Raw genomic sequence first — 22,790 nt, 5'->3', positions numbered from 1 at the left:
AAACGGTCAGCGGTCAGCGGCCCGGGAGGACGCGATGCAGACGATCTGGCTCGGCGGGCCCGAATGGCTCGCCGTACTCCGTATCGGCCTGGGGCTGTGGTGGCTGGAGAGCTGGCGGCACAAGGACAAGAAGGGATGGTTCGAGCGGGGTACGGGCATCGCGTGGGCCGCCGGTGTGGCGGCGGAACACCGCTGGGCCGGGGTGCGCCGCGGCTTCGACCTGGTCGTACGGCCGCGCCCGAAGGCGATGGCGTACGTCGTCGTGTACGCAGAGCTCGCCCTCGGGGCCGGTCTCGTCCTCGGCTTCCTCACGCCGGTCGCGCTGGCCGGCGGCCTGCTGCTCAACCTGCTCTACCTCGTACTGATGATCCACGACTGGGCCGAGCAGGGGCAGAACGCGATGATGGCCCTGATCTCGCTCGTCGCGCTGGGCGCGATGAGCTGGCAGACCTGGTCGCTCGACGCCGCGATGGGACTGTTCCGATGACGACGACTTCGGGAACCACGACTTCGGGGACCACGACTCCGAGTACTGCGACTGCGAGGACCGCGACTGCGAGGACCGCGACTCCCGGGACCGCGGCCGAGGCCCGGTACGACCTGCCCGAGGCCGACGCCTTCACCCGCCCGTACTGGGACGCGGCGGCGGAGGGGCGGCTGCTGATCCGGCGCTGCCGGTCCGCCGGCTGCGGAGCCGCGCATCACTACCCCCGGGAGTTCTGCCCGCGCTGCTGGAGCGAGGACGTGGTCTGGGAGGCGGCGAGCGGCCGCGCCACGCTGTACACGTGGTCCGTGATGCACCGGAACGACCTGCCGCCGTTCGGTGGCCGCGTCCCGTACACGGCCGCCGTCGTGGACCTCGCCGAGGGCCCCCGGATGATGACCGAGGTCGTCGACTGCCCCGAGGCGGAGTTGCGCATCGGCATGGACCTGCGCGTCTGCTTCCGCGCCGACGACGAGGGCGGGCCCGCCGTCCCGGTCTTCCGGCCCGCCGCCGGCGCGCCCTGACCCACCGCACGCCCCGGGCCCCACCCCCCCGCAGCAAAATCCGGTGGCGACGCGCGGAGCCCGGAGGCACCCTGGGCGGGTGCTGATCAGAGAAGCCACCACCGAGGACTGGGACGCCATCTGGCCGTTCTTCCGCGCGATCGTCGCCGCCGGGGAGACGTACACCTACCCGCGCGACCTCGACAAGGAGGCGGGCCGCGCGCTGTGGATGCTCAGCCCGCCGGGCCGCACCGTCGTCGCGGTCGACGGGGACGGCACGGTCCTGGGCACGGCCAAGATGAACCCCAACCACATGGGCGGCGCGGCGCACATCGCCGGGGCCAGCTTCATGGTCGACCCGTCGCACGGCGGCAAGGGCGTAGGCCGCGCCCTGGGCGAGTACGCACTGCGCTGGGCCCGCTCCGAGAGCTACCGGGCGATGCAGTTCAACGCCGTCGTGGAGACCAACACCCGTGCCGTCGCGCTCTGGCGGTCACTCGGCTTCGAGATCATGACGACCCTGCCGGAGGCGTTCCTGCACCCGGAGAAGGGCTACGTCGGGCTGCACATCATGTACCAGCGGTTCTGAAGCCGGTGCCGGGACCGGCCCGGAGCCCGAACCGGCCCGGTGCCGGGACCGGCCGGTGCCTGAACCGGCCCGGTGCCCGAAGGCCCGGCCCGTCGGCGTCACGGCCACAGCAGTTCCCGCTGCCACCGCTCGCCCGCCCGGTCGCCCGCCGGCTCGTCCGACAGCCGGTAGCGCAGCCGTACGTGCCGGCGGCGCGCGTCGCCCTGGAAGAACTCCACCTCCGTGGGGCGCAGCACGTACGCCGTCCAGCTCTCCACCTCCGCCTCCGGCTCGCGCTGCGCCCGCTCCCACGACGCGTCCGCCGCCCGCTCCAGCTCCGCGTACGAGTCCAGTACCTCGCTCTGGTGACCCACGAGCGCGGCGGCCAGCGCGCCCGGTGAACGGCGGTGCAGATCGGCCGAGCTCTCCTCCGGGGTGCCCGTCATGACCTCGCCGCCGACCCGGACCTGGCGCGCCACCAGCGGCCAGTAGAAGCACAGCGAGGCGCGCGGCCGGGCGGCCAGCTCGCGGCCCTTGCGGCTGCCGCGGTGGGAGGCGAAGTGCCAGCCGTTCTCGTCGGCGTCGTGCAGCATCACGATGCGCACGGACGGGTTGCCCGCCGCGTCCGCGGTCGCCAGCGCCATCGTGTGCGGCTCCGGCACGCCCGCGGCGGCCGCCTCGCCCAGCCACTGCCGGAACAGCGGCAGCGGCGCCTCGGGGACGGCGTACGGATCGAACGCGGGCAGTTCGCCCGTCCAGACCCGCAGGCTGCGCAGCAGGTCACGGAAGGCGTGGGCTTCGGGGGAGTCGTCCGTCGTGGTCATGCCGGGCAGCGTACGTCCGCCGCGCCGCCCGCGTCCCTCGCGCCCCGTCGGCAATTCGGTTGCGGTGGGCGGCACCGGGGACGGAGGCTGGTGCCATGTCTGCGATCTCGGCCGGAGCGGCCGTCGCCGTGCCCGCGCCTGCCCGGCGAGGGGCCGTCCGGCTGGCCGACGGGCGACGGCTGGCCTGGGGCGAGTGGGGGGCCGAGGACGGGACGCCGGTACTGCTCTGCCCCGGTGCGGCCACGTCCCGGCGGCTCGGTTTCGGCGCGGCGGCGGTCGAGGAGCTGGGCGTACGGCTGATCTCCGTGGACCGCCCCGGGCTGGGCGCCTCCGACCCGTCGCCCGGCCGGACGCTCACCGGCTGGGCCGCGGACGTACGGGAGTTCGTCGCACTGCGCGGGCTCTCGGGGCTGCGCGGCGTCGGCTTCTCCCAGGGCGCGCCGTTCGCGCTGGCCTGCGCCGCCGCCGGGCTGTTCACCCGGCTCGCGGTGGTCTCCGGTACGGACGAGCTCGCGGCGCCCGCGTTCGACGCGCTGCTGCCGGACGAGGTGCGGTACCTCACCGAGCGGGCCGCGGCCGACCCGGTGGCCGCCGAGCGCTCGTTCGCCGGCTTCGGCAGCCCGGAGGTGCTGTACGAGCTGGTCGCCGCGGGCAGCGGAGCGCCCGACCGCGCCCTTCTGGAACAGCCCGCGTTCGCCGCTGCCTTCAAGGAGGCGATGACCGAGGGCTTCGCGCCGGGTCCGGCGGGGTATGCGCGCGACACGCTGCTGGCCATGAGCCACTGGCCGTTCGATCCCGGGGTGATCCGGGTGCCGGTCGACCTCTGGTACGGCGCGCTGGACACCGCCCCCACGCACTCACCGGACCACGGCGCCCGGCTCGCCACCCGTATACGCACCGCGCGACGACACCTCGTACCGGACGCGGGCGGCATGCTCCTGTGGACACATGCCCGTCCCGTCCTCCGGGCGCTGCTCGAGGACTGACGCCGCGGAGCGGCGGACCGCTAGCGGACCTCGTGCGCCGTGCGCCGGTAGGTGGAGCGCCGGTCGTCGATGTCGGCCCAGCGGTCGCCGTACACGTTCTCGGTGATCGCCGGTTCGCGCAGGAACTCGTGCGGGAAGCCGAGCGGTACCGCGCTCACCTCGTCCAGCCGCGCCATCGCGTCGGCGTCCAGTGCCACGTCGACCGCGGCGAGGTTGTCCAGGAGCTGGCTCTCCTTGGTGGCGCCGACGAGCGGGACGATGTTGCCGGGCCGCTGCCGCAGCCAGGCCAGCGCCACCTGGGCCGGGCTCCAGCCGCCCTGTTCGGCGATCTCCAGGACGGCGCTGATGATCGCCTCTTCCTGCTGGCCCGTGCCGTTCTCCGCACTGTTCTCCGTGCCGAGGACGCGCAGTCGGCCGGATTCGCCGCGGCGGTACTTGCCGGTGAGCTTGCCGGCGGCCAGTGGCGCCCATGCGAGTACGGCCAGGTCGAAAGCGCGGGCTTGCGGGAGCAGTTCGCGCTCCGGCGTGCGCTCCAACAGGTTGTAGCGCAGCTGCGACCCGGCGAAGGCGGTCCAACCGCGCAGCTCGGCAAGGGTGTTCGCCTGCGCGATCTCCCAGGCCGGCCAGTCGGACACCCCGACGTAGAGCACCTTGCCGGCCCGCACGATGTCGTCCAGGGCCCGCATGACCTCCTCGACCGGGGTGAAGTTGTCGCGCGCGTGCACCCAGAGGATGTCCAGGCGGTCGGTGCGCAGCCGGTCCAGGCTCGCCTCCACCGACTGCACCAGGTTCTTGCGGTGGCTGCCGCCGGCGTTCACGTCCCCCTTGCGGATGGCGCAGGTGTACTTGCCGGCCAGGACGTACTGGTCGCGGCGGCCGGCGAGCAGCTCGCCGAGGATCCGCTCCGAGCTGCCGTCCGTGTAGTTGTTGGCGGTGTCGAGGAAGTTGCCGCCCGCGTCGGTGTACGTGTCGAGGATCCGCCGGCTGGTGTCCTTGCCGGCGCCCCACCCCCAGTCTTCGCCGAACGTCATGGTGCCCAGGCTCAGTTCGCTCACCCGGAGACCGGTCCTGCCGAACAGTGTGTACCGCATGGCTCCCCCTTTGGTCGGGTCGTGAGCCCGACGCTAGGAGCTGGAGCGCGCTCCAACGCAACCTTCACGCGCCGTGCGGTACGGCGCCCACGCCTTCACTCCGCTCCCGGTCGCTCACTCCGCCCCCAGCACCACCGTTCCGGACGAGCAGAACCACCCACCGGTGCCCGAGGCGACCGCGAGACGCGGCAGCCGGCCGCCCGCCTTCCGTACCTGACGGCCCTCGCCGGCCTCGCCGCGCAGCTGCCGCACCGCTTCGACCAGCAGAAACAGCCCGCGCATACCGGGATGGCAGGCGGCGAGGCCGCCGCCGTCGGTGTTCGTCGGCAGCGCGCCGTCCCGGAGCAGCCGCCCCTTCTCGACGAACGCGCCGCCCTCGCCCTTCGCGCAGAAGCCGAGGTCCTCCAGCGTCACCAGCGTCATGTAGGTGAACGCGTCGTAGATCTGGGCGAGGTCGATCTCGTCCGGGCGCACGCCCGCCCGCTCAAAGGCCAGCCGCCCGGAGACGGCGGCCGGCGAGACGGTGAAGTCGTCCCACTCCGACATCGCGGTGTGCGAGACGGCGCTGCCCGAGCCGAGCACCCAGACCGGCGGCCGGGCCAGGTCCGGTACCCGGTCCTCGGCGACCAGCAGGACCGCGCAGCCGCCGTCGGAGCGGACGCAGCAGTGCAGCTTGGTGAACGGATCGGCGATCATCGGCCCGGACAGCACGTCGTCGGTGGTGATCGGGTCCCGGTACATCGCGTCAGGATTGGCCGCCGCGTTGGCGCGCGCCTGAACGGCGACCTCGGCGAGCTGTTCCAGTGTCGTGCCGTACTGGTGCATGTGGCGGCGCGCGGCCATCGCGTACTTGGCTATCAGGGTGTGGCCGTAGGGCACTTCGAACTGCAGGGGGCCGCGGGCCCCGAAGGAGAGGTCGGCGGTGCGGCGCCGCGCCTTGAGGTCGGCGCGCGCGGTCGAGCCGTACACCAGCAGGACCGCGTTGGCATGGCCCGCGGCGATCGCGTCGGCGGCGTGCGCGGCCATGACCTCCCAGGTGGAGCCGCCGACGGAGGTGGAGTCCACCCAGGTGGGGCGGAGTCCCAGGTACTCCGCGACCTCGATCGGGGTGAGCGTGCCGAGCCCGGCGGAGGCGAAGCCGTCGATCACCGAGCGGTCCAGCCCGGAGTCGGCCAGCGCGCGGCGGGCGGACTGTGCGTGCAGGGCGTAGGGGGTGGCGTCGTCGACGCGTCCGCAGTCGGCCAGCGCCACTCCGGCGACGGCGACCCTGCGCGTGCCTGACGGAGGAGTCGTACCGGTCCCGGTAGTCATGAATCTGACGGTACATCAGATAAACGCGTAGGGGCAGGGCGTATCCGTGGTCGGAGGCAAGCCGTATCCCGTAGTGACGAGCCGCCCTACGGGGAGCGCACCCTGTCCGGATACGCCTCGGGCACCGTCCGGCTCTCCGTGGGAGTCCGGGCGGTGCCCGAGGCGTATGCAGATATGGCAGGACGAAGGGCGGGCCGGCAGGGGGCGCGAGCGCGGCAGGACGTGTGCGGTCCTGGCGGCGCGTCGTACCGGGGGCGGCGGTCGCTCGCCGCGCCCCGGCTACTTGGCGGGCTTCTTGCCCGTCACGCCGAGATGGACGAGCAGCGCGAGGTTCGGCTTGAGCTCGGCCTGCTTGACGCCCCAGCTGGTGAAGCCCTTCTGGTGACCGGCGACCGCGGCGAGCATGGCGACCAGCGAGCCGGCCATCGCCGCGGGGCTGACCTCCTTGTCCACCTTGTTCTTGGCCTGGAGCTCCTTGATGGAGTCCGTAAGGGAGTTGGTGACGGCGTTGAGGATCTTCATGCGGATCTTGTAGAACCGCTTGTCGCCCTCCGCCGCGCCGAGGTCGACGACGCGCAGGATCGCGTCGTGCTTCCGCCAGAAGGAGAGGAAGCCGTCGACCAGCTCCTCGGCCGTCTGCCGGCCCGACTTGCCGACCCAGGAGCGCCCGGCGACCAGTTCGGTCAGGCTCGCGCCCTCCTTGGCCATCTCCTCGGCGATCTCGAGAACGGCGCCTTCGACGTCGGGGAAGTACTGGTAGAACGTCGCGGGGGAAGTGCCCGCCTTGCGTGCGACGTCGATGACCTTGACGTCCCGGTAGGGGGACGAACTGAGCATCTCGCTGAGGCAGTCGAGGAGCTTCTGCCGGGTCGCCTGCCCGCGGCGGCCGGCGACTCTGCCGTCGACGGTTCGAACTTGTCCTGTCATGCCGTCAGCTTACCGAGGGGTGATCGGAGCGCGATTTGGCTGCCTGCAAATGGGGATGGGGCGAATCGGGCCGGAAATGGGCTTTCGCCGCACGGTTTCGGGGGCTCTGATCCATCTCGGCGGCACTGGCCTGATCAAGTGAATCATCTTATCAACAGCCTGTGGACAACTTCGGTGGACAACCGCCCGGGGGTATGTGCGAGGGGTCTGCGCAGGGCTGCGTGGGGAGGTCGGTACGGAGGCGTGCGCGGCGGTACGCGCCGGGCGCGCGCCGGAAAGCCCGGCTACTTTGTCCGTATGACGGCTTTTGCGGAGGGTGCCCCCTGCTGGGCGGACGCGATGCTGCCGGACCTCGAAGCGGGCAAGCGCTTCTATGGGGAGCTGTTCGGCTGGACCTTCTCGGACAGCGCCCCCGAGTTCGGCGACTACACGACGGCCCTGCTCGACGGGCGCAAGGCCGCCGGCCTGCTGCCCAAGAAGGACGGCCGGATGCCCACCGTATGGGGCGTCTACTTCGCGACGTCCGACCTCAACGGGACCGTCGCCAAGGTCCGGGAGGTGGGCGGCCAGGTGATCTCCGACGGCACGCCGCTCGGTGACCTGGGCACGATGATGCTGGGCGTCGACCCCGGTGGCGCGGTCTTCGGCGCCTGGCAGGCCGGCCGGCACCAGGGCTTCGAGGTGCAGGCCGAGCCCGGCGCGTACGCATGGATGGGGCTCAGCACGCGCGCCCCGGAGGCGGTCGACGCCTTCTATGGGGACGTCTTCGGCTTCGAAGGGGTGACCGAGGGGCCGATGACGAGTCCCACGTTTCTGCCGTGGCGGATCGCCGGGGTGGAGCGCGAGATCGGCTGCCGGATCGTGCTGGACGCGCGGGCGCCGGCCGAGCTGCCGGCGCACTTCACCGTCTTCTTCCTGGCCGAGGAGATGGAGGCGGCCCTGCGGACGGCGGTCCGGCAGGGCGGCAAGGTCCTCAGCGAGCCCCAGGGGACGCCCGGCGGCCCCCTCGCGCTGGTCGTCGACAATCAGGGGGCGGCCTTCGGGCTGATGGCGCCGAAGTAGGGACGGAAGTAGGGACAGGGGAGACGGGCATAAGTCGTCACCTCGGCCCAAAACGGTCCTCCTCTTGCGAAGTAGGCGTACCGATCCGCCAATTAGTTCGTGGTCATGGCCCCCGAATGCCGTTCGGCACAGCAGAATTGGGAAGAGGCTGCTCCCGCTGCCGGGCCGCGGGCGGCGCGGCCCGGCAACGGGTCCGCGGGCTCGGCGGCAGGCCGGTGAGCGCGCGGGACAGAACAGTACATACGGGGATGGGAATGGCGACGACGGACCGCACACCGGGGCACGGACCGGCGTCCGAGGAGGGCCGGCAGGTGCGCCGGGCCGTGACGTCGGCCACCCGGTGGTCATCGGACATATGTGCGGTCGGCGCATGAACGGGACCCGACGTGCTCCCGTATGCGGGGTGTAACGGCAGGTAACGAGCCCTGCGTGTACCGCCCGGCGGGACACGGGACACGACGGGAAGCCCCCGGGTTCGCAACCGTCGGCTTCGCCAGGAAGAATCAGCATGCGTACGGCCGAATCGGCCAGGCGGTGAGACGCTGCTCGGGGCAGTGGCTCTCGGCGGCTCTTGGCTTTTGAGGGTCTCTTTGACGCCCCACGGGGAGGTGGCAGGCAAGTGGTGGAGCAGCTGACGCAGCACGATCCCCGGCGGATCGGCCCGTTCGAGGTGCTCGGCCGTCTCGGTGCCGGCGGTATGGGGCTGGTGTATCTCGCGCGTTCGGCGTCCGGCCGGCGGGTGGCGATCAAGACGGTCCGTACCGAGCTCGCCGAGGACCAGCTGTTCCGGGTCCGCTTCACGCGCGAGGTGGAGGCGGCGCGCGCGGTCAGCGGCTTCTACACCGCCGCGGTGGTCGACGCCGATCCGCGCGCCGCGGTGCCCTGGCTGGCGACCGCGTACGTCCCCGCTCCCTCCCTGGAAGAAATAGTCAATGAGTGCGGGCCGCTGCCGGCCCAGGCGGTGCGCTGGCTGGCGGCCGGCGTCGCCGAGGCCCTGCAGTCCATCCACGGCGCGGGCCTGGTGCACCGCGATCTGAAGCCGTCGAACGTGCTGGTCGTCGAGGACGGTCCGCGCGTGATCGACTTCGGCATCGCCAGCGGTGTATCGAACACGCGTTTGACGATGACGAACGTCGCCGTCGGCACGCCGGCGTACATGTCGCCCGAGCAGGCGCGTGACTCGCGCAGCGTCACGGGGGCCAGCGACATCTTCTCGCTCGGCTCCACCCTGGTCTTCGCCGCCACCGGACACGCCCCCTTCCACGGTGCCAACCCGGTCGAGACGGTCTTCATGCTGCTGCGCGAGGGCCCGGACCTGGAGGGCCTGCCGGACGAGCTGCGGCCGCTGATCGAGGCCACGATGCAGATGGCGGCCGAGAACCGCCCCAGCCCCGCGGACCTGCAGTCCCAGCTGGCGCCGCACCTCTTCGGCTCCGGTACCGACGACAGTGGCACGGCCTCGGCCTGGCTCCCGGGGAACGCCGTGGGCCTGATCGAGAGCCGGCGCGGCGGCCGGGTGACGGCCGCCCGGCAGCCCGCCCAGCGCGCCGCGGCCTCCTCGGGGCGCGCAGCCAGGGGCGGGTACTCCGCACAGCCGGAGCGGCCGCCCGCCGCCCCGCCCGTACCGTCCGCGCCGCCCCCGGCGCCGCCCGCCTCCCGGCCCGCGCCGCAGCACCAGGAGAGCGCGCCGATGCCCGCGCCCACCGGAGACCCCGGCTGGGCCGCTTCCGCGGCGGTCGGACCGGGTGCACGCCGGATGGGCGACCCGCGCGGCGGCGCACCGCTCGCGCAGACGGCGCCCACCGGCCCGGTCGCGCCCGCGCCCACCGGTCCCGTCGCGCCCGCGCCGCCCCAGGAGGTGGAGGGCCCGGACGGCTCCGTACGGCTCGGCGGCGCGGTGGCCCCGATAAGGCCCGGTCCCCGGGCGGCGGAAGGTCACGCCCCGCAGGCGCAGCCCGCTCCGACGACGAACTGGGTACGGCCGCCGGCCGGAGTGCAGGCGCCGGGGCCCGCGGGTCCGCCGCCCGCCGTGCCTCCGCAGCCCGCACCGGGCGCGCAGGGCGCCCACGGCGCGGCCGCGGCCGGCGGGCCGGGCGACCCCGCGGCGCAGGGCGGCCCCGGCCGCTGGCGCCCCTGGCGCTTCCGCATGTCCAACGATGTGTGGGGCACCCCGGTCGTCTCCGGTGACCTGCTGTACGTCACGTCCTTTGAGGTGCACGCGCTCGACGTGGCCAGCGGGCGGCGCCAGTTCAAGACCCGCGAGGTCGCCTGGGCGATGGCCGTCTCGGACGGCCGGATCCACGCCTCGGACGGCCCGAGCCTGTACGCGCTGGACGCCGCCGACGGCTCCGAGCTGTGGCGGCTGAACACCGAGGGCTGGGTCTACAGCCTCGGAGTCGACCGCGGCACGGTCGTCACCGGCACCCGCGGCGGCGGCGTACAGGCGTGGGAGGCGGCCAACGGCGAGCTGCTGTGGGAGATCGGCGGCGCGCAGACCGACTTCGAGACCGCCGAGTCCGGCCCCGTCGTCCACGAGGGCACGGTGTACGTCTGGGCGGACGCCCGGCTGAAGGCGCTGGAGGCCCGTACGGGCGCCGAGCGCTGGTCGTACCCGGTCGGGGACGCGGCGTCCTGCGGCGGGGTGCCCGTGCGGCTGCTGACCGCCCCGGACGGCGTGGTCTACGTCGCGGCCGGCACGCGCGTCCTGGCCATCGACAGCAACCGCGGCGACGTCCGCTGGCACTTCGAGGCGCCGGCGGTCTTCCTGGCGCCGCCCGCCTACGCCCCCGGGCCCGCCGTCACCGGCGGCGGCATCTACCTCGCGGACTACCTCGGCACGGTCTACGCGCTGGACGCGAACGACGGCCGGGACCGCTGGCGGATCGCCACCGAGGCGCGCCAGTCGACCGAGCCGGTACTGGTCGCCGACGGCGCGGTACACCTGGGCAGCGGCAACGCCCTGTACACGCTGGACGCGGTCTCGGGCACGCCCCGCTGGCGCTTCCAGGCGGGCGGCGAGGTCATCGGTGCGCCGGTGGCCGCGGACGGCCGGGTGCACTTCGGGTCCGCCGACCACTGCCTGTACACGCTGGACGCGATGGGCGGCCAGCTGCGCTGGAAGCTGGCGACCGGCGGCGAGATCACCGGTACCCCGGTGGCCGCGGCCGGCGTCGTCTACGCCTGCAGCAAGGACCGCTGCGTGTACGCGCTGGACGCCGCGAAGGGCACGGGGCAGGCGCGGCGCTCCTAGGGCCGCGCCTGTGTTCCGGCCGAGAGGCTGAGCCTGCGTTCCGTTAGCGCTCCTCGGGCGGGCGGTCCCGTCCGGGCTTCCGGTCGCCGCCGAGCACGGGCGGCAGCGGCTGCGTACGGTCGGCCGGCGCGGGCGGGTGAGGGTGCGCGTCCTCGGTCGGCGGCTCGTTCCGGTACGGGTCCTGGCCCTGGTCCTGGCCCTGGTACGGGCCCTCGTTCCGGTACGGACCCTGGGGCGGGGCCGTCGGCGTACCGGCCGGCGGGGTCGTGCCGTCGTGCGTCGTCGGGGGCCACGGCTCGCGTCCGGGGTCGTCGGCCGAGGACCCGCCGGCGCCCGGCCACTGGACGGTCTGCTGAGCGGGCTGCTGTTCGTACGGAATGTGCGGCGGCTGTCCGTAGGGGCCGTTCGGCTGCTGTCCGTAAGGGGCGTCCGGACGCGTCGCATACGGGGGCTGGTCCGGCTGTCCCTCATAGGCGTACGGCGCGCCTCCGGGCTCGCCGTCGTACGCGTACCGCTCGTCGGGCTCTGCTCCATACGGGGCGGGCGCGTACTCCTCCTCGCGCTCCCGCGCCTTGCGGCGCCGTACGGCCCGGCGGCCCCTCATCAGCAGCGCGCCCAGCAACAGCAGGACGCCACCGCCCAGCGCCACCGCCACTCCGAGGCCCAGGCCGCGGCCCCCGCTCCCCACGGTGAGGCTGCCGGCCGCCTGCCCCTGCCGGACCATCCACAGGACGGTGAAGCCCAGCACGACCAGCCCTGCCAGCGTGATCACCAGGCGGGACCGCAGCACCACGCCGATCAGTGTCAGCACGGCCGCGGCCAGCATCGGCAGCAGGAGTGAGCGCATGACGTCGGCGCCGCTGCCGGTGATCCCGTTGAAGAGGTCCGCGATGCGGATGTCCGCACCGTGACGGCCGTCGTACCAAGGACGGAAGGGGCTCCATACGGCGGCCGCCGCTCCGATGAGGGCGATCAGAGAGCCGATTACGTTGCGCACCACAAGCGTTGCCTCGCTTCGCATCGTCCTGATGCCTCCACAGCCGACGCTACGCCGTGCCGCCGCGGGCCGCCACGGCAATCCGGGCCCGGTATCGTGACGTGCGCTCGTCAACGAATCGGGGGATCTCATGGCACGCCGTCATCTGCGGCTCACGGCCGTCGTGGCCTTTGTTCTGCTCTCGCTCACCGGCTTCCGCCCGCACGGCCACAGCAGCCACGGGGGCAGCAGCGGTGGCGGCGGCTGCAGCGCCCACTCCAGCAGCAGCGGCTACCACGGCAGCAGCAATCACTACGACGACGATGACGATGACGACGACTACTCGGGCAGTGGCGACTCGACGTACGACCCGTATGCCGAGCGGCGGGGCAAAGTCGTCGGCTGTGTCAGCGACGACCGGGACGCGGCGAAGCCCGGGGCCAAGGTGGAGCTGGTGGTCGAGGACCCGAACGAGGACGTGACGGTCACGGTCGAGTTCCGCGGCGCCGACCGCACGACTGTGGACACCGCGCGCGTCACCGTCAATCCGTATATGGATGCCCTCTACGGGTACGACTCGTCGGAGGACACCGTGGTCGCCATTCCGATGGCCCACCCCGCCCGTGCCGGCAAGGTCACCGACTGCGTGCTCACCGGCCTGCGCTGAGCCATCACCGCATCCGGTACTCCTTTCCGCGCTCTCCGAAGAGCTCCGCCTGTCGCTCCGTCGGCAGGTTGCCCAGCGCGATGAGGTGCGGGGCGTGTGCCAGGGCCTGGCTGCGGGCCGCCTCCTTCGCCGACCACAGGGCCCGTACGGTGCCCTGTACGGCCTCCGTGGGCTGCGCCGCCACGGTCTCGGCCGCGCGCAGGGCGGCCGGCAGCGCCTCGCCCGCCGGCGTCAGTTCGGAGACCAGTCCCACCTCATGCGCGCGACGGGCGCCGAGCCGCTCGGCGGTGCCCATCAGAGCGAGCCGGGCGATCTCTCCGTACGGCATCCGCTGCGCCATGAGGACCGACTCGTACGCACTGACCATCCCGTAGGTCGTGTGCGGGTCGAAGAACGTCGAGGTCTCGGAGGCCACGATGAACTCGCACTCGCCCAGCAGGTAGAACGCGCCGCCGCAGGCCATGCCGTCGACCGCGGCGAGCACCGGCTTCCACAGATCGGCCGCCTTGGGGCCGATGCGGAGCAGCGGGTCGTCGAGGGAGTACGGGGATGCGGGCTGCGGCACGTCCACCGAGCGGTCCACGCCGGTGCAGAAGGCGCGGCCGCCAGCGCCGGTGACGACCGCCGCGCGCACGGTGTCGTCGAAGCGCAGGGCACGCCAGGCGCCCGCCAGTTCCCCGGCGGTCGCCAGGTCGATGGCGTTGAGGCGGCCGGGCCGGTCGAGGGTGATCAGGGCGACGCCCTCGGCGGCCCGGGTGTCGACGCGTACGGTCACGGGCGCTCCAGCAGCCACCGGGGCACGGTCACGCCGTCCGCCATCTCGTGGAACGTCACCTTCACCGCCGCGCCGATGCGGATCCGTTCCGGGGGTACGGAGTTCAGCGCGGCGTCCGGCGCGCTGACGAGGTTGCCGACCAGCCGGATGCGCGGCGCTTCGGCCAGCTCCACGACGATGGCGTTGTACGGCGCGAGGGCGGCGTACGCGGGCAGCAGCGGCGGGTGCGGCAGGACGTAGGACCAGATGCGGCCGCGGCCGGACATCCGCCGCCACTCGCTCGCGAAGGACTGGCAGTGCGGGCAGCAGGGGCGGGGCGGAAAGCGCGGTTCGCCGCAGTCGGCGCAGGCTTGGACGCGCAGTTCGCCGCGTGCCGCGTACGCCCAGAACGGCGCGCCGTCGTCGTCGGGGACGGGGAGCAGGAAGCCGTCGGCGGGGTCGGGGCGGCCGTTGCCGGGGATCGGCCGGCCGTCGGCGGGGGCCGAGTCCGCGGCGGGTTCCGCGGCGGTCGTCGCGGAGTTATCCACAGGCGTGGCGGACGCGGTGCGGTTGTCAGTGGCGGCTGTCACACTCGGTTTCATGAATTTCACGGACGGTCAACTCCTCAGCAAAAGCGCGGAAGTCGGGACGCCCTCGCCCGCGGTGACGAGGCAGGTCGTGGCGTCGGGCACCTGCGCGGTGCTGGTGCCGCGCAGCTGCTTGACGCCCTCGGTGATCAGGTTGAAACCGTGGACGTATGCCTCGGAGAGGCCACCGCCGCCGGTGTTCAGCGGGAGGCGGCCGCCGATCTCCAGGGCGCCCTTCTCGGTGAAGGCCGCGCCCTCGCCCCGCCCGCAGAAGCCGTAACCCTCCAGGGAGAGCGGTATGAGCGGGGTGAAGGCGTCGTAGATCTGCGCGACGTGCACGTCCTGCGGGCCGAAGTCGGCGGACTTCCACAGGTGCCGGGCGGCGGTCCAGGCGGGCCCGGTGAGCGGGTCGTCGTTCCAGTAGTTGACCATGCCGTGGTGCTGGGCGGGCAGGCCCTGGGCGGCGGCGTGGACGTAGACGGGGGTGCGGCGGCAGTCGCGGGCGCGCTCGGCGGAGACCAGGACGCAGGCCAGCGCGCCGTCGGTCTCCAGGCAGTTGTCGAAGAGGCAGAGCGGCTCGCTGATCCAGCGGGAGGTCATGTACATCTCGCGGGTCAGCGGCCGGTCGTACATGACCGCCGCCGGGTTCTGGTTGGCGCGGTTGCGGCAGGCCAGCGCGACGTTGAAGAAGTGGTCGCGGGTGGCTCCGTACTGATGCATGTAGCGACGGGCGAGCATCCCGATCTCGTCGGCCGGGCGGAGCAGGCCGAAGGGGCGGGTCCATTGAGCGGGGGTGGGGAGTTGAACGGCGGTGTTCTTCCAGGGGCGGGGGCCGGAGCCGCGCTTGCGCGAGCGCCAGGCGACGCCGACGGTGGCCTGACCGGTGGCGATGGCGGCGGCCAGATGCGCCACGGTGGCGCAGGAACCGCCGCCGCCGTAGCCGGCCTTGGCGAAGAAGGTGACGTCGCCCGCGCCGATGGCCTTGGCGACCTCGACCTCGTCGGTCTCCTCCATGGTGTAGGAGGCGAAGGCGTCGACCTCCGAGGGGGCGATGCCGGCGTCGGCCAGGGCGGCCGTGATCGCGCGGCAGGCCAGCGTCTTCTCGGACTCGGGAAGGCGTTTGGCGAAGGGTGTCTGTCCGATGCCGGCTATCGCCGTAGCGTCCTTGAGGGTCGCCCCCATCGCCACCTCCGTGGTCGGTCGTCCGGCCGGTCGTCCGTACTGACAGCCGAGGAGGCTACCGCTAATCTGACGACCAGTCAGCTAACTGGCACAGGGTTCTCCCGGCCGGTACGCGCCGCACGGCCCCCGGGCGGGCTCCCGGACACCGCCTGCGGCCCGCCCCGGCGCCGGGGGAGAAAGGCAGGCGCGATGCCCGGCGAGGTGCGGCGGCAGAGTGACGGCATGGAGGGCGAGCCGTCCGATCCGCGGGCTGATCTGGAGTTCGGGTCCATTCCGCGGTTGGTGCGGGCGGCGGCCGCTCGGTACGGCGGGCGGGAGGCGGTGGTCGAGGGGCGGGCCCGCGTCTCGTACGAAGAGCTCGGCGCGCGGGTCGAGCGCGCGGCCGCGGCCTGCGTCGCCGCCGGTGTCGCGCCCGGCGACCGGGTGGCGGTCTGGGCGCCGAACACCGCGGACTGGATCGTCGCCGCGCTCGGCGCGGTGTCGGCGGGCGCGGTCCTGGTGCCGGTCAACACCCGCTTCAAGGGCGCCGAGGCCGCCGACGTCCTGCGCCGCACCCGCGCCCGGCTGCTCTTCGTCACCGGCACCTTCCTCGGCACGTCGTACGTCGCCTCGCTGCGCCGGGCCACCGCGGACGGCACGGGGCGCGGCCCGTTGCCGGGCCTGCCGGACCTGCGGGACGCGGTGGTGCTGGCCGACGACGCGCCCGTCGGGTTCCGCACATGGCGGGAGTTCCTGGCCGGGGGCGACCAGGTGCCGGCCGCGGCCGTACGGGAGCGCGCGGACGCCGTGGCGCCCGACGCCCCCTCGGACATCGTCTTCACCTCGGGCACCACGGGGCGGCCCAAGGGCGCCGTGATCACCCACGCCCAGACGCTGCGCGCGTACGGCGTCTGGAGCGAGCTGGCGGGGCTGCGGGAGGGGGACCGCTATCTGATCGTCAACCCGTTCTTCCACACCTTCGGCTACAAGGCGGGCGTGCTGGCCTGTCTGCTGCGCGGCGCGACGATGGTCCCGCAGCCGGTGTTCAGCGCCGACACCGCGCTCGCCAACATCGCCGCCGAGCGGATCACCGTGCTGCCGGGGCCGCCGTCCCTGCACCAGCAGCTGCTGGACCATCCCGCGCGCGCTCGGCACGACCTCTCGTCGCTGCGGCTGGTGGTGACCGGCGCCGCGGTGGTGCCGCTGCAGCTGGTCGAGCGGCTGCGCGGGGAGCTGGGGATCGCCACGGTACTGACCGCGTACGGCCTGTCGGAGAGCTCCGGGGTGGTCACGATGTGCCGGCGCGGCGATCCGCCCGAGGTGATCGCCGGTACGTCGGGCCGGGCGATACCGGACACCGAGGTGCGGGTGGTCGACGCCGAGGGCCGCGTGGTGCCCCCGGGCCGGCCCGGCGAGGTGCGGGTGCGCGGCTATCACGTGATGACGGGCTACTTCGAGGATCCCGAGGGCACCGCCCGCGCTGTCACTCCGGACGGCTGGCTGTGCACGGGGGACGTGGGGGTGCTGGACGAGGCGGGCAATCTGCGGATCACCGACCGGATCAAGGACATGTTCATCGTCGGCGGGTTCAACGCCTACCCGGCCGAGATCGAGCAACTGCTCCTGCGCCACCCGGACATCGCCGACGCCGCCGTGATCGGGATACCGGACGCCCGGCTGGGCGAGGTCGGCCGGGCGTATGTGGTGCGGCGTCCCGGCGCGACCGTGTCGGCGGACGAAGTGCTCGTCTGGTCGCGCCGGGAGATGGCCAACTACAAGGTGCCCAGGGAGGTGATGTTCCTGCCCGAGCTGCCGCGGAACGCCGGCGGCAAGGTCCTCAAGGAGAGCCTGCGCTCAGTGGCCACCGGCGCCAGCCCGGCCACCGGCAGTCCGTTCACCGGTCGTTGAGGCGGACCGGGAGGGACTGCAGGCCGTTGCCGATGAACGAGCCGGTGGCCCGCAGTTCGGACGCGGGCACGGCCAGTTCCAGGTCCGGGAAGCGGTCGAAGAGCGCCGGCAGCGCGGTGCGGGCCTCCATACGGGCCAGCGGCGCGCCCAGGCAGAAGTGCACCCCGTGCCCGAAGGCGAGGTGCTCCCGGTCGGGACGGCGCAGCTCGAAGGAGTCGGCGTCCGCTCCGTGCCGCTCGGGGTCCCGGCCGGCCGCGGCGTAGGCGGCGAGGATCGGGTCGCCCTGCCGGATGACCGTGCCGTCCGCCAGCGGGATGTCCTCGACGGCGTACCGCAGCGGCAGGTTGGCGATGCTGGGCGCCCAGCGCAGCGTCTCCTCGATGACGTCGTCCCAGCCGGCCTGCCCGGAGGCCAGCAGGGCGCGCTGCTCGGGGTGGGTGAGCAGGGCGTGGACGGCGTTGCCGATGAGGTTGACGGTCGTCTCGTAACCGGCGCCGATGACCAGCAGGAGGGTGTCGAGCAGTTCCCGTTCCTCCAGCCGGGAGCCGTCGTCGTCCCGGGCGGAGACCAGCACGCTGGTCATGTCGTCGCCGGGCTCCCGCCGCTTCAGGGCGATCAGGTCGCCCAGTACCGCGGCGATCTTCGCGGCGGTCGCGGACGCCTGCTCCGGGGTGGCGGAGGTGTCCATGACCTCGTCGATGACCGCGCCGACCTCGACCCGGGACTCCTCGGGAATGCCGAAGAGTTCGCAGATCATCCGCATCGGAAGGGGGTGCGCATAGGAAGAGATCAGATCGACCGGCTCGCCGGCGGGCGCCGCCTCCAGGTCCGCCATCAGCTCCTTGGTGATCCGCTCGACGCGCGGGGCCATCGCCTCGGTGCGCCGACCGGTGAACGCCGGTGCCACGAGCTTGCGCAGCCTGCGGTGGTCGGCGCCGTAGGCGGTGAACATGTTCGTGACGCCGACCCAGGACTGCAGCCAGCTGTCGTGGTGTTCGCCGTTCCGCCAGGCGGGCCAGTGCTGCCGCGGGTCCTTGCTCACCCGGTCGTCGGCGAGCAGCCGCTTGAGCAGGCCGTGGCCGCCCACCGACCAGGCCCGTATGCCGCCGGGCAGTTCGACGAGCGCTGCGGGGCCTATCGCGCGGAGGCGGGCGGCCTCGCCGGGGAGGTCGGTGCCGGCCGGGTCGATGGCGACGGGCTGCTGTCCCATGGAGTAGCTCCTGCCTGGTCGGGAGTGAGGGGGGTGAAGCGGGCCGGGAGCGCGGCCAGCGCGCGGTGGAAGGCGCCGACCCGCCACTCCAGCTGATCGAAGGGCACGGTGAGTTCGATGTCGGAGAGCCAAGCGGTGAGCCGCTCGATGGCGGTGGTCGCGATGAGCAGCGCGGTGTTGCGTACGGGGCAGGCGTGCGGCCCCGCTGCCCAGGACAGGTGCGCGCCGCCGCCCGCGCCGGGCTGCTCCAGCGGGACGGTGCCGAACTGCGCGTTGGCCGCGGCGTACGAGACCATCGTGAGCTGGCCCGCGCGGATCCAGGTGCCGTGGAAGAAGACGTCCCGGCGGGGGAAGTGGGCCGAGTAATTGCCGAGCGGCGGGTCGTTCCACAGCACGTCGTTGATGGCGTCGCGCGCGGTGAGCGCGCCGCCGGACAGGGTGCTGTAGTAACGGTCGTCGGAGAGCATGCGGGCGAGCGCGTTGCCGATGAGGTTGGTCGTCGGCTCGTGCCCGGCGCCCATGGTGAGGACGATCTGGTGGATCAGTTCCTCGTCGGTGAGGCCCGCGGGGTGGTCCATGAACCAGGAGGTGAGGTCGGGGCCGCGGCGCTCCTTCTTGGCGGCGACCAGCTCCATGACGTAGCGCGTGAAGTCCTCGTTGGCCCTGGCCGCTTCCTCGGGGCTGCGGCCCTCCAGCATCCCGGCGAGCGCGGAGATCAGCCGGTCGCTGTAGGAGTCGGGGAGCCCGAAGACCCGGTTGAAGATCATCAGCGGCAGCACGCGCGCGTACTGGGTGATCAGGTCGGCCCGGCCCTCGGCGCCGAACCGGCTGATCAGCGTGTCGGCCGCGCCCTGCACGTAGCCGCGCAGCTCGTACGGTTCGAGCAGGGCGAAGCTGTCGGTGATCACCTTGCGGTAGCGGTCGTGCGCCTCGCCGTCGCTGAAGAACACGTTGGGCCGCCAGGCGAGCATCGGCATGACCGGGGAGTCCTGGCGCACGGTCGGCATCCAGGCGCGGGAGTCCTTGGACCAGGTGGCGTCGTCGTTCAGCAGTTCCAGCGCCGCGCGGTAGTCGGTGACCAGCATCGCGGGCACGCCCGGCGCGATCTCGACCTGCGCGACGGGCCCCTGGCGCCGCAGCACGGCGTAGATGCCGTGCGGATCGGCCGCGAAGTCCGGCCCGTACAGCCGCACGGCATCCTGCGCCGGTGCGTAGGGCGCGGCGTGCGGGGAAGCCGGCGGAGCCGGTTCCTGTGCGGCGTGCGCGGACGGCGGAGGAGCCGGTTCGGTGGCCGGGTGGGCATGGGCGGGGCAGCCCGGGGGCGGCATGGCCCCGGGCCGGTGGGGGGAGGTCACGGGTTCTCCATGGGCGTGTGGTCCAGGACGTGTCCGACGAGGGCGATCAGCGCGTCGAGCGACTGGTCGCGGTCGCGGGCGTCGCACAGCACCAGCGGGGTGTCCTCGTGCAGATCGAGGTGGTCGCGCAGGGTCTCGACGGAGTGGTCGGGAGCGTCGGGGAAGGTGTTGACCGCCACCGCGTAGCGCAGCCCGGCCTCCTCGATGATGTCCATGACCTCGAAGGAGTCGGCCAGCCGCCGGGTGTCGGCCAGTACCAGCGCGCCGACCGCGCCGCGCGCGATGTCCTGCCACAGCGGCCGGAACCGCTTCTGGCCGGGCGTGCCGAAGAGGTACAGCACGAGGTCGCCCGCGAGCGTGATCCGCCCGAAGTCGATGGCGACGGTGGTCGTGGTCTTCTCGCGGACCCCGGCGAGGTCGTCGACGAACGCGCCGGTCTGCGTCATCACCTCTTCGGTGTGCAGCGGCGGGGTCTCCGACAGGGCCCGGATGAACGTGGTCTTGCCGACCCCGAAGGGCCCCGCGACCAGCAGCTTCACCAGGGTCTGGTCGGTACCGGACAGGTACATGGCGCCGGCGTCGGCGCCCTCGGCGGTGCTGTGCGTGCCGCCCGCCGCGCCGGGGCCCGAGAGTGCTGCGCTAGGACTTGAGAGTGCGGAGTCCATCGAGGACCCTCTCCAGAATCTGCCGGTCGATCTGCTCGGCTTCGGGGATGGGGGAACGGGCGTGCAGGTGCCCGGCGTCGACCAGGTCGGCCACCAGTACCTTCACGACGCTGACCGGCAGCCGCAGGTGGGACGCGGTCTCGGCGACGGTCAGCGCGCCCGGCCGCAGCAGCGCGAGGACGCGGAGCGCCTCGGGGCGCAGCCCGGCGGGCGCGGTGACGGTCGCGCCGTACAGGACGGTGAGCCGGTCCAGGGTGTTGCGGCTGGGGCGGGCGCGGCCGCCGGTCGCCAGATAGGCCGGTACGAGACGCCGGTTGCTCTGGCGGGGCGTCATGCGGGCGAACCCGCTTCCCGCGGCGGCGAGCCCATCGCCTTCGCGCCCAGCGTGGCGACCTGGACCTGCATCTGGTGGGAGACCACGCCCATGTTGACGTCGGGTCCCGCGAAGACCGCGAGGCAGGTGTTCTCGCCGGCCGGGATGGCGATCACCCAGCCCTCCGCCGACTCCACGACGGTCTGCCGCAGCCGGGCGTCGTCCTGGCCGGCGAACGCGGCGGTCACGGCGCGGCCCGCACCCTGCAGCGCCGACATCATGGCGGCCACGCCCTCGGCGGCCTCGCGGGCGAGGCCGGGGGAGGAGCCTTCGATGAAGCCGTCGCCGGAGATGACGGCCGCGTGCAGGACGTGCGGCAGCTCCAGCAGCGGTGCCAGCACCCAGGACTGGTCCTGTGTGACGCGGCGGCGGACAGGGGTGCTCATCCTTGGTCGTTCCCTTCGGGGCGCGGGGTTCGGTACTCGGCTTCGGCCCGCCCGGAGAGGGTGCCGCTCTGCAGGGCGGCCCAGCGGGTGGCGGACTCCTCTGGACTGCGCTCGGCGACGGGTTCCGTACGGGGGAGGGGGCGCTCGGGCTCACCGACGGGCCGGCGCCGCCGGCGACGCGGGAGCCCGTCGTCGGACGCGGAATCGGGCGCGTGCGCGGGCTCGGCCTCCGGCGTGTAAGCGGGCGCGGGCTCCGGCGTACGGGCAGGCTCGGCCTCGGGCGCGCGAGCGGGCGTGTGCCCCGCGCCAGCCGCCGGAGCCGCGGCCGCTGGCCCCACAGCCGTCGGCGTCGCGGCCACGGGCTCCGGCGACGGCGCGCCCCCCGACAGGCTCTGCGACATGCCCCCCGACACGCCCGTCGGCACCCCCAGCGGTGTCGAGTGCGCGTGCAGCATCTGCGGCGGCAGCGGGGCCATGGCCGACATCGGCTGTGCGGTCTCGTCCAGCAGTGTCAGGAGCGGATCGCCCGGGATGTAGATGACGGCCCGGACGCCGCCGTACGGCGAGGACTCGACGTGCACCGTGAAGCCGTACTGGCGCACCAGCTGCCCGACGGCGGCGAATCCGGACCGCGGCGGGTCGCCCAGCTCCGTGAGCAGCACCTGCTCCCCGCCGCTCAGCAGCCGCGTCGCGTACGCGATCTCGTCGGCGTGCATGCCGATGCCGTAGTCGTCGACGATGACGGACGCGCCGCGGTTGCCCTGCTGGAGCGTGACGGCGACGGGCAGTTCGTGGTGGGAGTGGTGGAGCGCGTTGGCCAGCAGCTCGGTGAGCGCGATCGCGACCGGCTCGACGGCGCGCGCGACCACGCCCACCGGGTCCCGCAGCAGATTGCTGACCTGGACGCGCTCGTACCCGCGCAGCCGCGACATCGCGCCGACGACGAGGTCGGCGAGGTGCGAGTCCTCGCGGGTCAGTCCCGGCCAGGCGCCGCAGACCACGCCGGTGGTCTGCACCCGGCGCAGCGCCTGTTCGTTGAGGAAGTCGGCCTGCAGCAGGTCCTGGGCGACGGCCTGGTCGTCGTACCGGTGCTGCATCTCCTGGAGCAGCGTCTGCAGCCGGTACAGCAGCGCCTGGATGGTGGTCGTGGCGCCGCGCATCGTGGCCTGCGCCGCCTCGTCGACCCGGGTCCGTTCCTTTCCGACCGCCTGCGTGAGCTGGTCCATCGCCGCGGTCAGCGCACGGTCCACGTCGGTCCCCGTGAAGCGGGGGTCGCGCAGGCCGCGGACGGTGACGTGCGGGTGGGCCAGCGAGGTGGCGAGGTCGGGGAGCCGGGCCTCGGCGAGGTGGCGGAGTTCGTCCTCCGTGGCGCGCAGTTGGGCGGCGAGCTCGGTGTGGCCGCGTTCGGCGGCGGAGCTGCGGGCCTCGGCCGTGGCCAGGTGCCGACGCAGGGCCTGGGTGCCCTGCCGCATCCGGACCAGGAAGAAGATCATCACCACCGCGGCGGCCGTTCCCGCGCTCAGGCACCACAACAGTGTCGCCGGTATGGAAGTCATCGAGGTCCTCGTGTGGGGGGTGAACATGGCGACGGCGTACGAACACCTGCTCGCCGCCGCGATGTTACCCACGAAGTGACCTTTTGCGCGGCCGAGTGGGAAAGCGGCATTCCGTGTGGACAAGATCACTCCGTTTCGCCGGCGATCACGTCGGATACACCCGGAATGTCATGTCCCAGTTGTGAA

At 73.2% G+C, this 22,790-nt stretch carries 22 protein-coding genes; 8 read left to right on the top strand and 14 right to left on the bottom strand.

Annotated features, from left to right (window positions below; all coding sequences use genetic code 11):
* Positions 1–34: 34 nt before the first annotated feature.
* From ACIGXO_RS19240 to ACIGXO_RS19230, 3 genes are all read left to right on the top strand, one after another.
* Positions 35–487: a DoxX family protein gene (locus ACIGXO_RS19240; RefSeq protein ID WP_399787874.1), complete on the top strand. Its 453-nt coding sequence runs from the start codon at positions 35–37 to the stop codon at positions 485–487.
* Positions 484–1,008, top strand: coding sequence for a Zn-ribbon domain-containing OB-fold protein (locus ACIGXO_RS19235; RefSeq protein WP_399787871.1), 525 nt, complete (start codon positions 484–486; stop codon positions 1,006–1,008). The genes ACIGXO_RS19240 and ACIGXO_RS19235 overlap by 4 nt, the downstream gene beginning before the upstream one ends.
* A gap of 79 nt (positions 1,009–1,087) precedes the next feature.
* Positions 1,088–1,576: a GNAT family N-acetyltransferase gene (locus ACIGXO_RS19230; RefSeq protein ID WP_399787868.1), complete on the top strand. Its 489-nt coding sequence runs from the start codon at positions 1,088–1,090 to the stop codon at positions 1,574–1,576.
* Positions 1,577–1,674: 98 nt separating this feature from the next.
* Here ACIGXO_RS19230 and ACIGXO_RS19225 read toward each other — a convergent pair whose 3' ends face one another.
* The gene (locus tag ACIGXO_RS19225; protein ID WP_399787864.1) at positions 1,675–2,379 is read right to left on the bottom strand and encodes a pyridoxal 5'-phosphate synthase; all 705 of its coding nucleotides are present in this window, start codon (positions 2,377–2,379) and stop codon (positions 1,675–1,677) included.
* 95 nt (positions 2,380–2,474) lie between these two features.
* Between ACIGXO_RS19225 and ACIGXO_RS19220 the strand changes: the two genes are divergently transcribed.
* Positions 2,475–3,365 (top strand): alpha/beta fold hydrolase, encoded by an 891-nt coding sequence (locus ACIGXO_RS19220; protein ID WP_399787862.1) that lies wholly within the window; start codon positions 2,475–2,477, stop codon positions 3,363–3,365.
* A 20-nt stretch (positions 3,366–3,385) separates the two neighbouring features.
* Here the strand turns inward: ACIGXO_RS19220 and ACIGXO_RS19215 are convergent, their stop codons facing one another.
* The 3 genes from ACIGXO_RS19215 to ACIGXO_RS19205 form a co-directional block, all read right to left on the bottom strand.
* Positions 3,386–4,456 (bottom strand): aldo/keto reductase, encoded by a 1,071-nt coding sequence (locus ACIGXO_RS19215; RefSeq protein WP_399787859.1) that lies wholly within the window; start codon positions 4,454–4,456, stop codon positions 3,386–3,388.
* A gap of 114 nt (positions 4,457–4,570) precedes the next feature.
* Entirely contained in the window at positions 4,571–5,767 is a 1,197-nt protein-coding gene (locus tag ACIGXO_RS19210) for a thiolase C-terminal domain-containing protein (RefSeq protein WP_399787856.1), read from the bottom strand.
* Between the two features lie 279 nt (positions 5,768–6,046).
* Positions 6,047–6,694, bottom strand: coding sequence for a TetR family transcriptional regulator (locus tag ACIGXO_RS19205; RefSeq protein WP_399787853.1), 648 nt, complete (start codon positions 6,692–6,694; stop codon positions 6,047–6,049).
* Positions 6,695–6,991: 297 nt separating this feature from the next.
* Here ACIGXO_RS19205 and ACIGXO_RS19200 point away from each other — a divergent pair, with 297 nt between their 5' ends.
* Positions 6,992–7,756 (top strand): VOC family protein, encoded by a 765-nt coding sequence (locus tag ACIGXO_RS19200; protein WP_399787850.1) that lies wholly within the window; start codon positions 6,992–6,994, stop codon positions 7,754–7,756.
* Positions 7,757–8,375: 619 nt separating this feature from the next.
* Positions 8,376–11,006 carry a PQQ-binding-like beta-propeller repeat protein gene (locus tag ACIGXO_RS19195; protein ID WP_399787846.1) on the top strand — a complete coding sequence of 877 codons (2,631 nt, stop codon included), beginning with the start codon at positions 8,376–8,378 and terminating at the stop codon, positions 11,004–11,006.
* A gap of 43 nt (positions 11,007–11,049) precedes the next feature.
* Here the strand turns inward: ACIGXO_RS19195 and ACIGXO_RS19190 are convergent, their stop codons facing one another.
* Entirely contained in the window at positions 11,050–12,006 is a 957-nt protein-coding gene (locus ACIGXO_RS19190; protein ID WP_399787843.1) for a hypothetical protein, read from the bottom strand.
* A gap of 127 nt (positions 12,007–12,133) precedes the next feature.
* Between ACIGXO_RS19190 and ACIGXO_RS19185 the strand changes: the two genes are divergently transcribed.
* Positions 12,134–12,649 (top strand): hypothetical protein, encoded by a 516-nt coding sequence (locus ACIGXO_RS19185; RefSeq protein ID WP_399787840.1) that lies wholly within the window; start codon positions 12,134–12,136, stop codon positions 12,647–12,649.
* 4 nt (positions 12,650–12,653) lie between these two features.
* On the opposite strand, the gene ACIGXO_RS19180 is transcribed toward ACIGXO_RS19185, so the two are convergent.
* The 3 genes from ACIGXO_RS19180 to ACIGXO_RS19170 all read right to left on the bottom strand — a co-directional run bounded on the left by ACIGXO_RS19180 (position 12,654) and on the right by ACIGXO_RS19170 (position 15,172).
* Positions 12,654–13,424 carry an enoyl-CoA hydratase/isomerase family protein gene (locus tag ACIGXO_RS19180; protein ID WP_399787837.1) on the bottom strand — a complete coding sequence of 257 codons (771 nt, stop codon included), beginning with the start codon at positions 13,422–13,424 and terminating at the stop codon, positions 12,654–12,656.
* Positions 13,421–13,885, bottom strand: a complete 465-nt coding sequence (locus ACIGXO_RS19175; RefSeq protein WP_399788498.1) for a Zn-ribbon domain-containing OB-fold protein — start codon at positions 13,883–13,885, stop codon at positions 13,421–13,423. Before ACIGXO_RS19175 ends, ACIGXO_RS19180 begins: the two co-directional genes overlap by 4 nt.
* 135 nt (positions 13,886–14,020) lie before the next feature.
* Positions 14,021–15,172 carry a lipid-transfer protein gene (locus ACIGXO_RS19170; protein WP_399787833.1) on the bottom strand — a complete coding sequence of 384 codons (1,152 nt, stop codon included), beginning with the start codon at positions 15,170–15,172 and terminating at the stop codon, positions 14,021–14,023.
* A gap of 189 nt (positions 15,173–15,361) precedes the next feature.
* Between ACIGXO_RS19170 and ACIGXO_RS19165 the strand changes: the two genes are divergently transcribed.
* A complete protein-coding gene (locus tag ACIGXO_RS19165) occupies positions 15,362–17,059 on the top strand; it encodes a FadD3 family acyl-CoA ligase (protein ID WP_399787830.1) in 1,698 nt (565 codons plus the stop codon).
* On the opposite strand, the gene ACIGXO_RS19160 is transcribed toward ACIGXO_RS19165, so the two are convergent.
* The 6 genes from ACIGXO_RS19160 to ACIGXO_RS19135 all read right to left on the bottom strand — a co-directional run bounded on the left by ACIGXO_RS19160 (position 17,046) and on the right by ACIGXO_RS19135 (position 22,604).
* Positions 17,046–18,269 (bottom strand): cytochrome P450, encoded by a 1,224-nt coding sequence (locus ACIGXO_RS19160; RefSeq protein WP_399787827.1) that lies wholly within the window; start codon positions 18,267–18,269, stop codon positions 17,046–17,048. The genes ACIGXO_RS19165 and ACIGXO_RS19160 overlap by 14 nt on opposite strands.
* Entirely contained in the window at positions 18,194–19,624 is a 1,431-nt protein-coding gene (locus ACIGXO_RS19155) for a cytochrome P450 (protein WP_399787824.1), read from the bottom strand. Before ACIGXO_RS19155 ends, ACIGXO_RS19160 begins: the two co-directional genes overlap by 76 nt.
* Positions 19,621–20,193, bottom strand: coding sequence for an ATP/GTP-binding protein (locus tag ACIGXO_RS19150; protein ID WP_031051120.1), 573 nt, complete (start codon positions 20,191–20,193; stop codon positions 19,621–19,623). The genes ACIGXO_RS19155 and ACIGXO_RS19150 overlap by 4 nt, the downstream gene beginning before the upstream one ends.
* 70 nt (positions 20,194–20,263) lie before the next feature.
* On the bottom strand, positions 20,264–20,623 hold the full coding sequence (locus tag ACIGXO_RS19145) for a DUF742 domain-containing protein (protein ID WP_031051121.1): 360 nt from the start codon (positions 20,621–20,623) through the stop codon (positions 20,264–20,266).
* Entirely contained in the window at positions 20,620–21,048 is a 429-nt protein-coding gene (locus ACIGXO_RS19140) for a roadblock/LC7 domain-containing protein (protein ID WP_223734894.1), read from the bottom strand. Before ACIGXO_RS19140 ends, ACIGXO_RS19145 begins: the two co-directional genes overlap by 4 nt.
* On the bottom strand, positions 21,045–22,604 hold the full coding sequence (locus ACIGXO_RS19135) for an ATP-binding protein (protein WP_399787819.1): 1,560 nt from the start codon (positions 22,602–22,604) through the stop codon (positions 21,045–21,047). Before ACIGXO_RS19135 ends, ACIGXO_RS19140 begins: the two co-directional genes overlap by 4 nt.
* Positions 22,605–22,790 lie beyond the last annotated feature (186 nt).

The organism is Streptomyces sp. NPDC053542 (assembly GCF_044544685.1).
Taxonomy (GTDB): Bacteria; Actinomycetota; Actinomycetes; order Streptomycetales; family Streptomycetaceae; genus Streptomyces.
The sequence above is the reverse complement of the archived record's forward strand: the minus strand, read 5'-3'. Positions and strand labels throughout refer to the sequence as shown.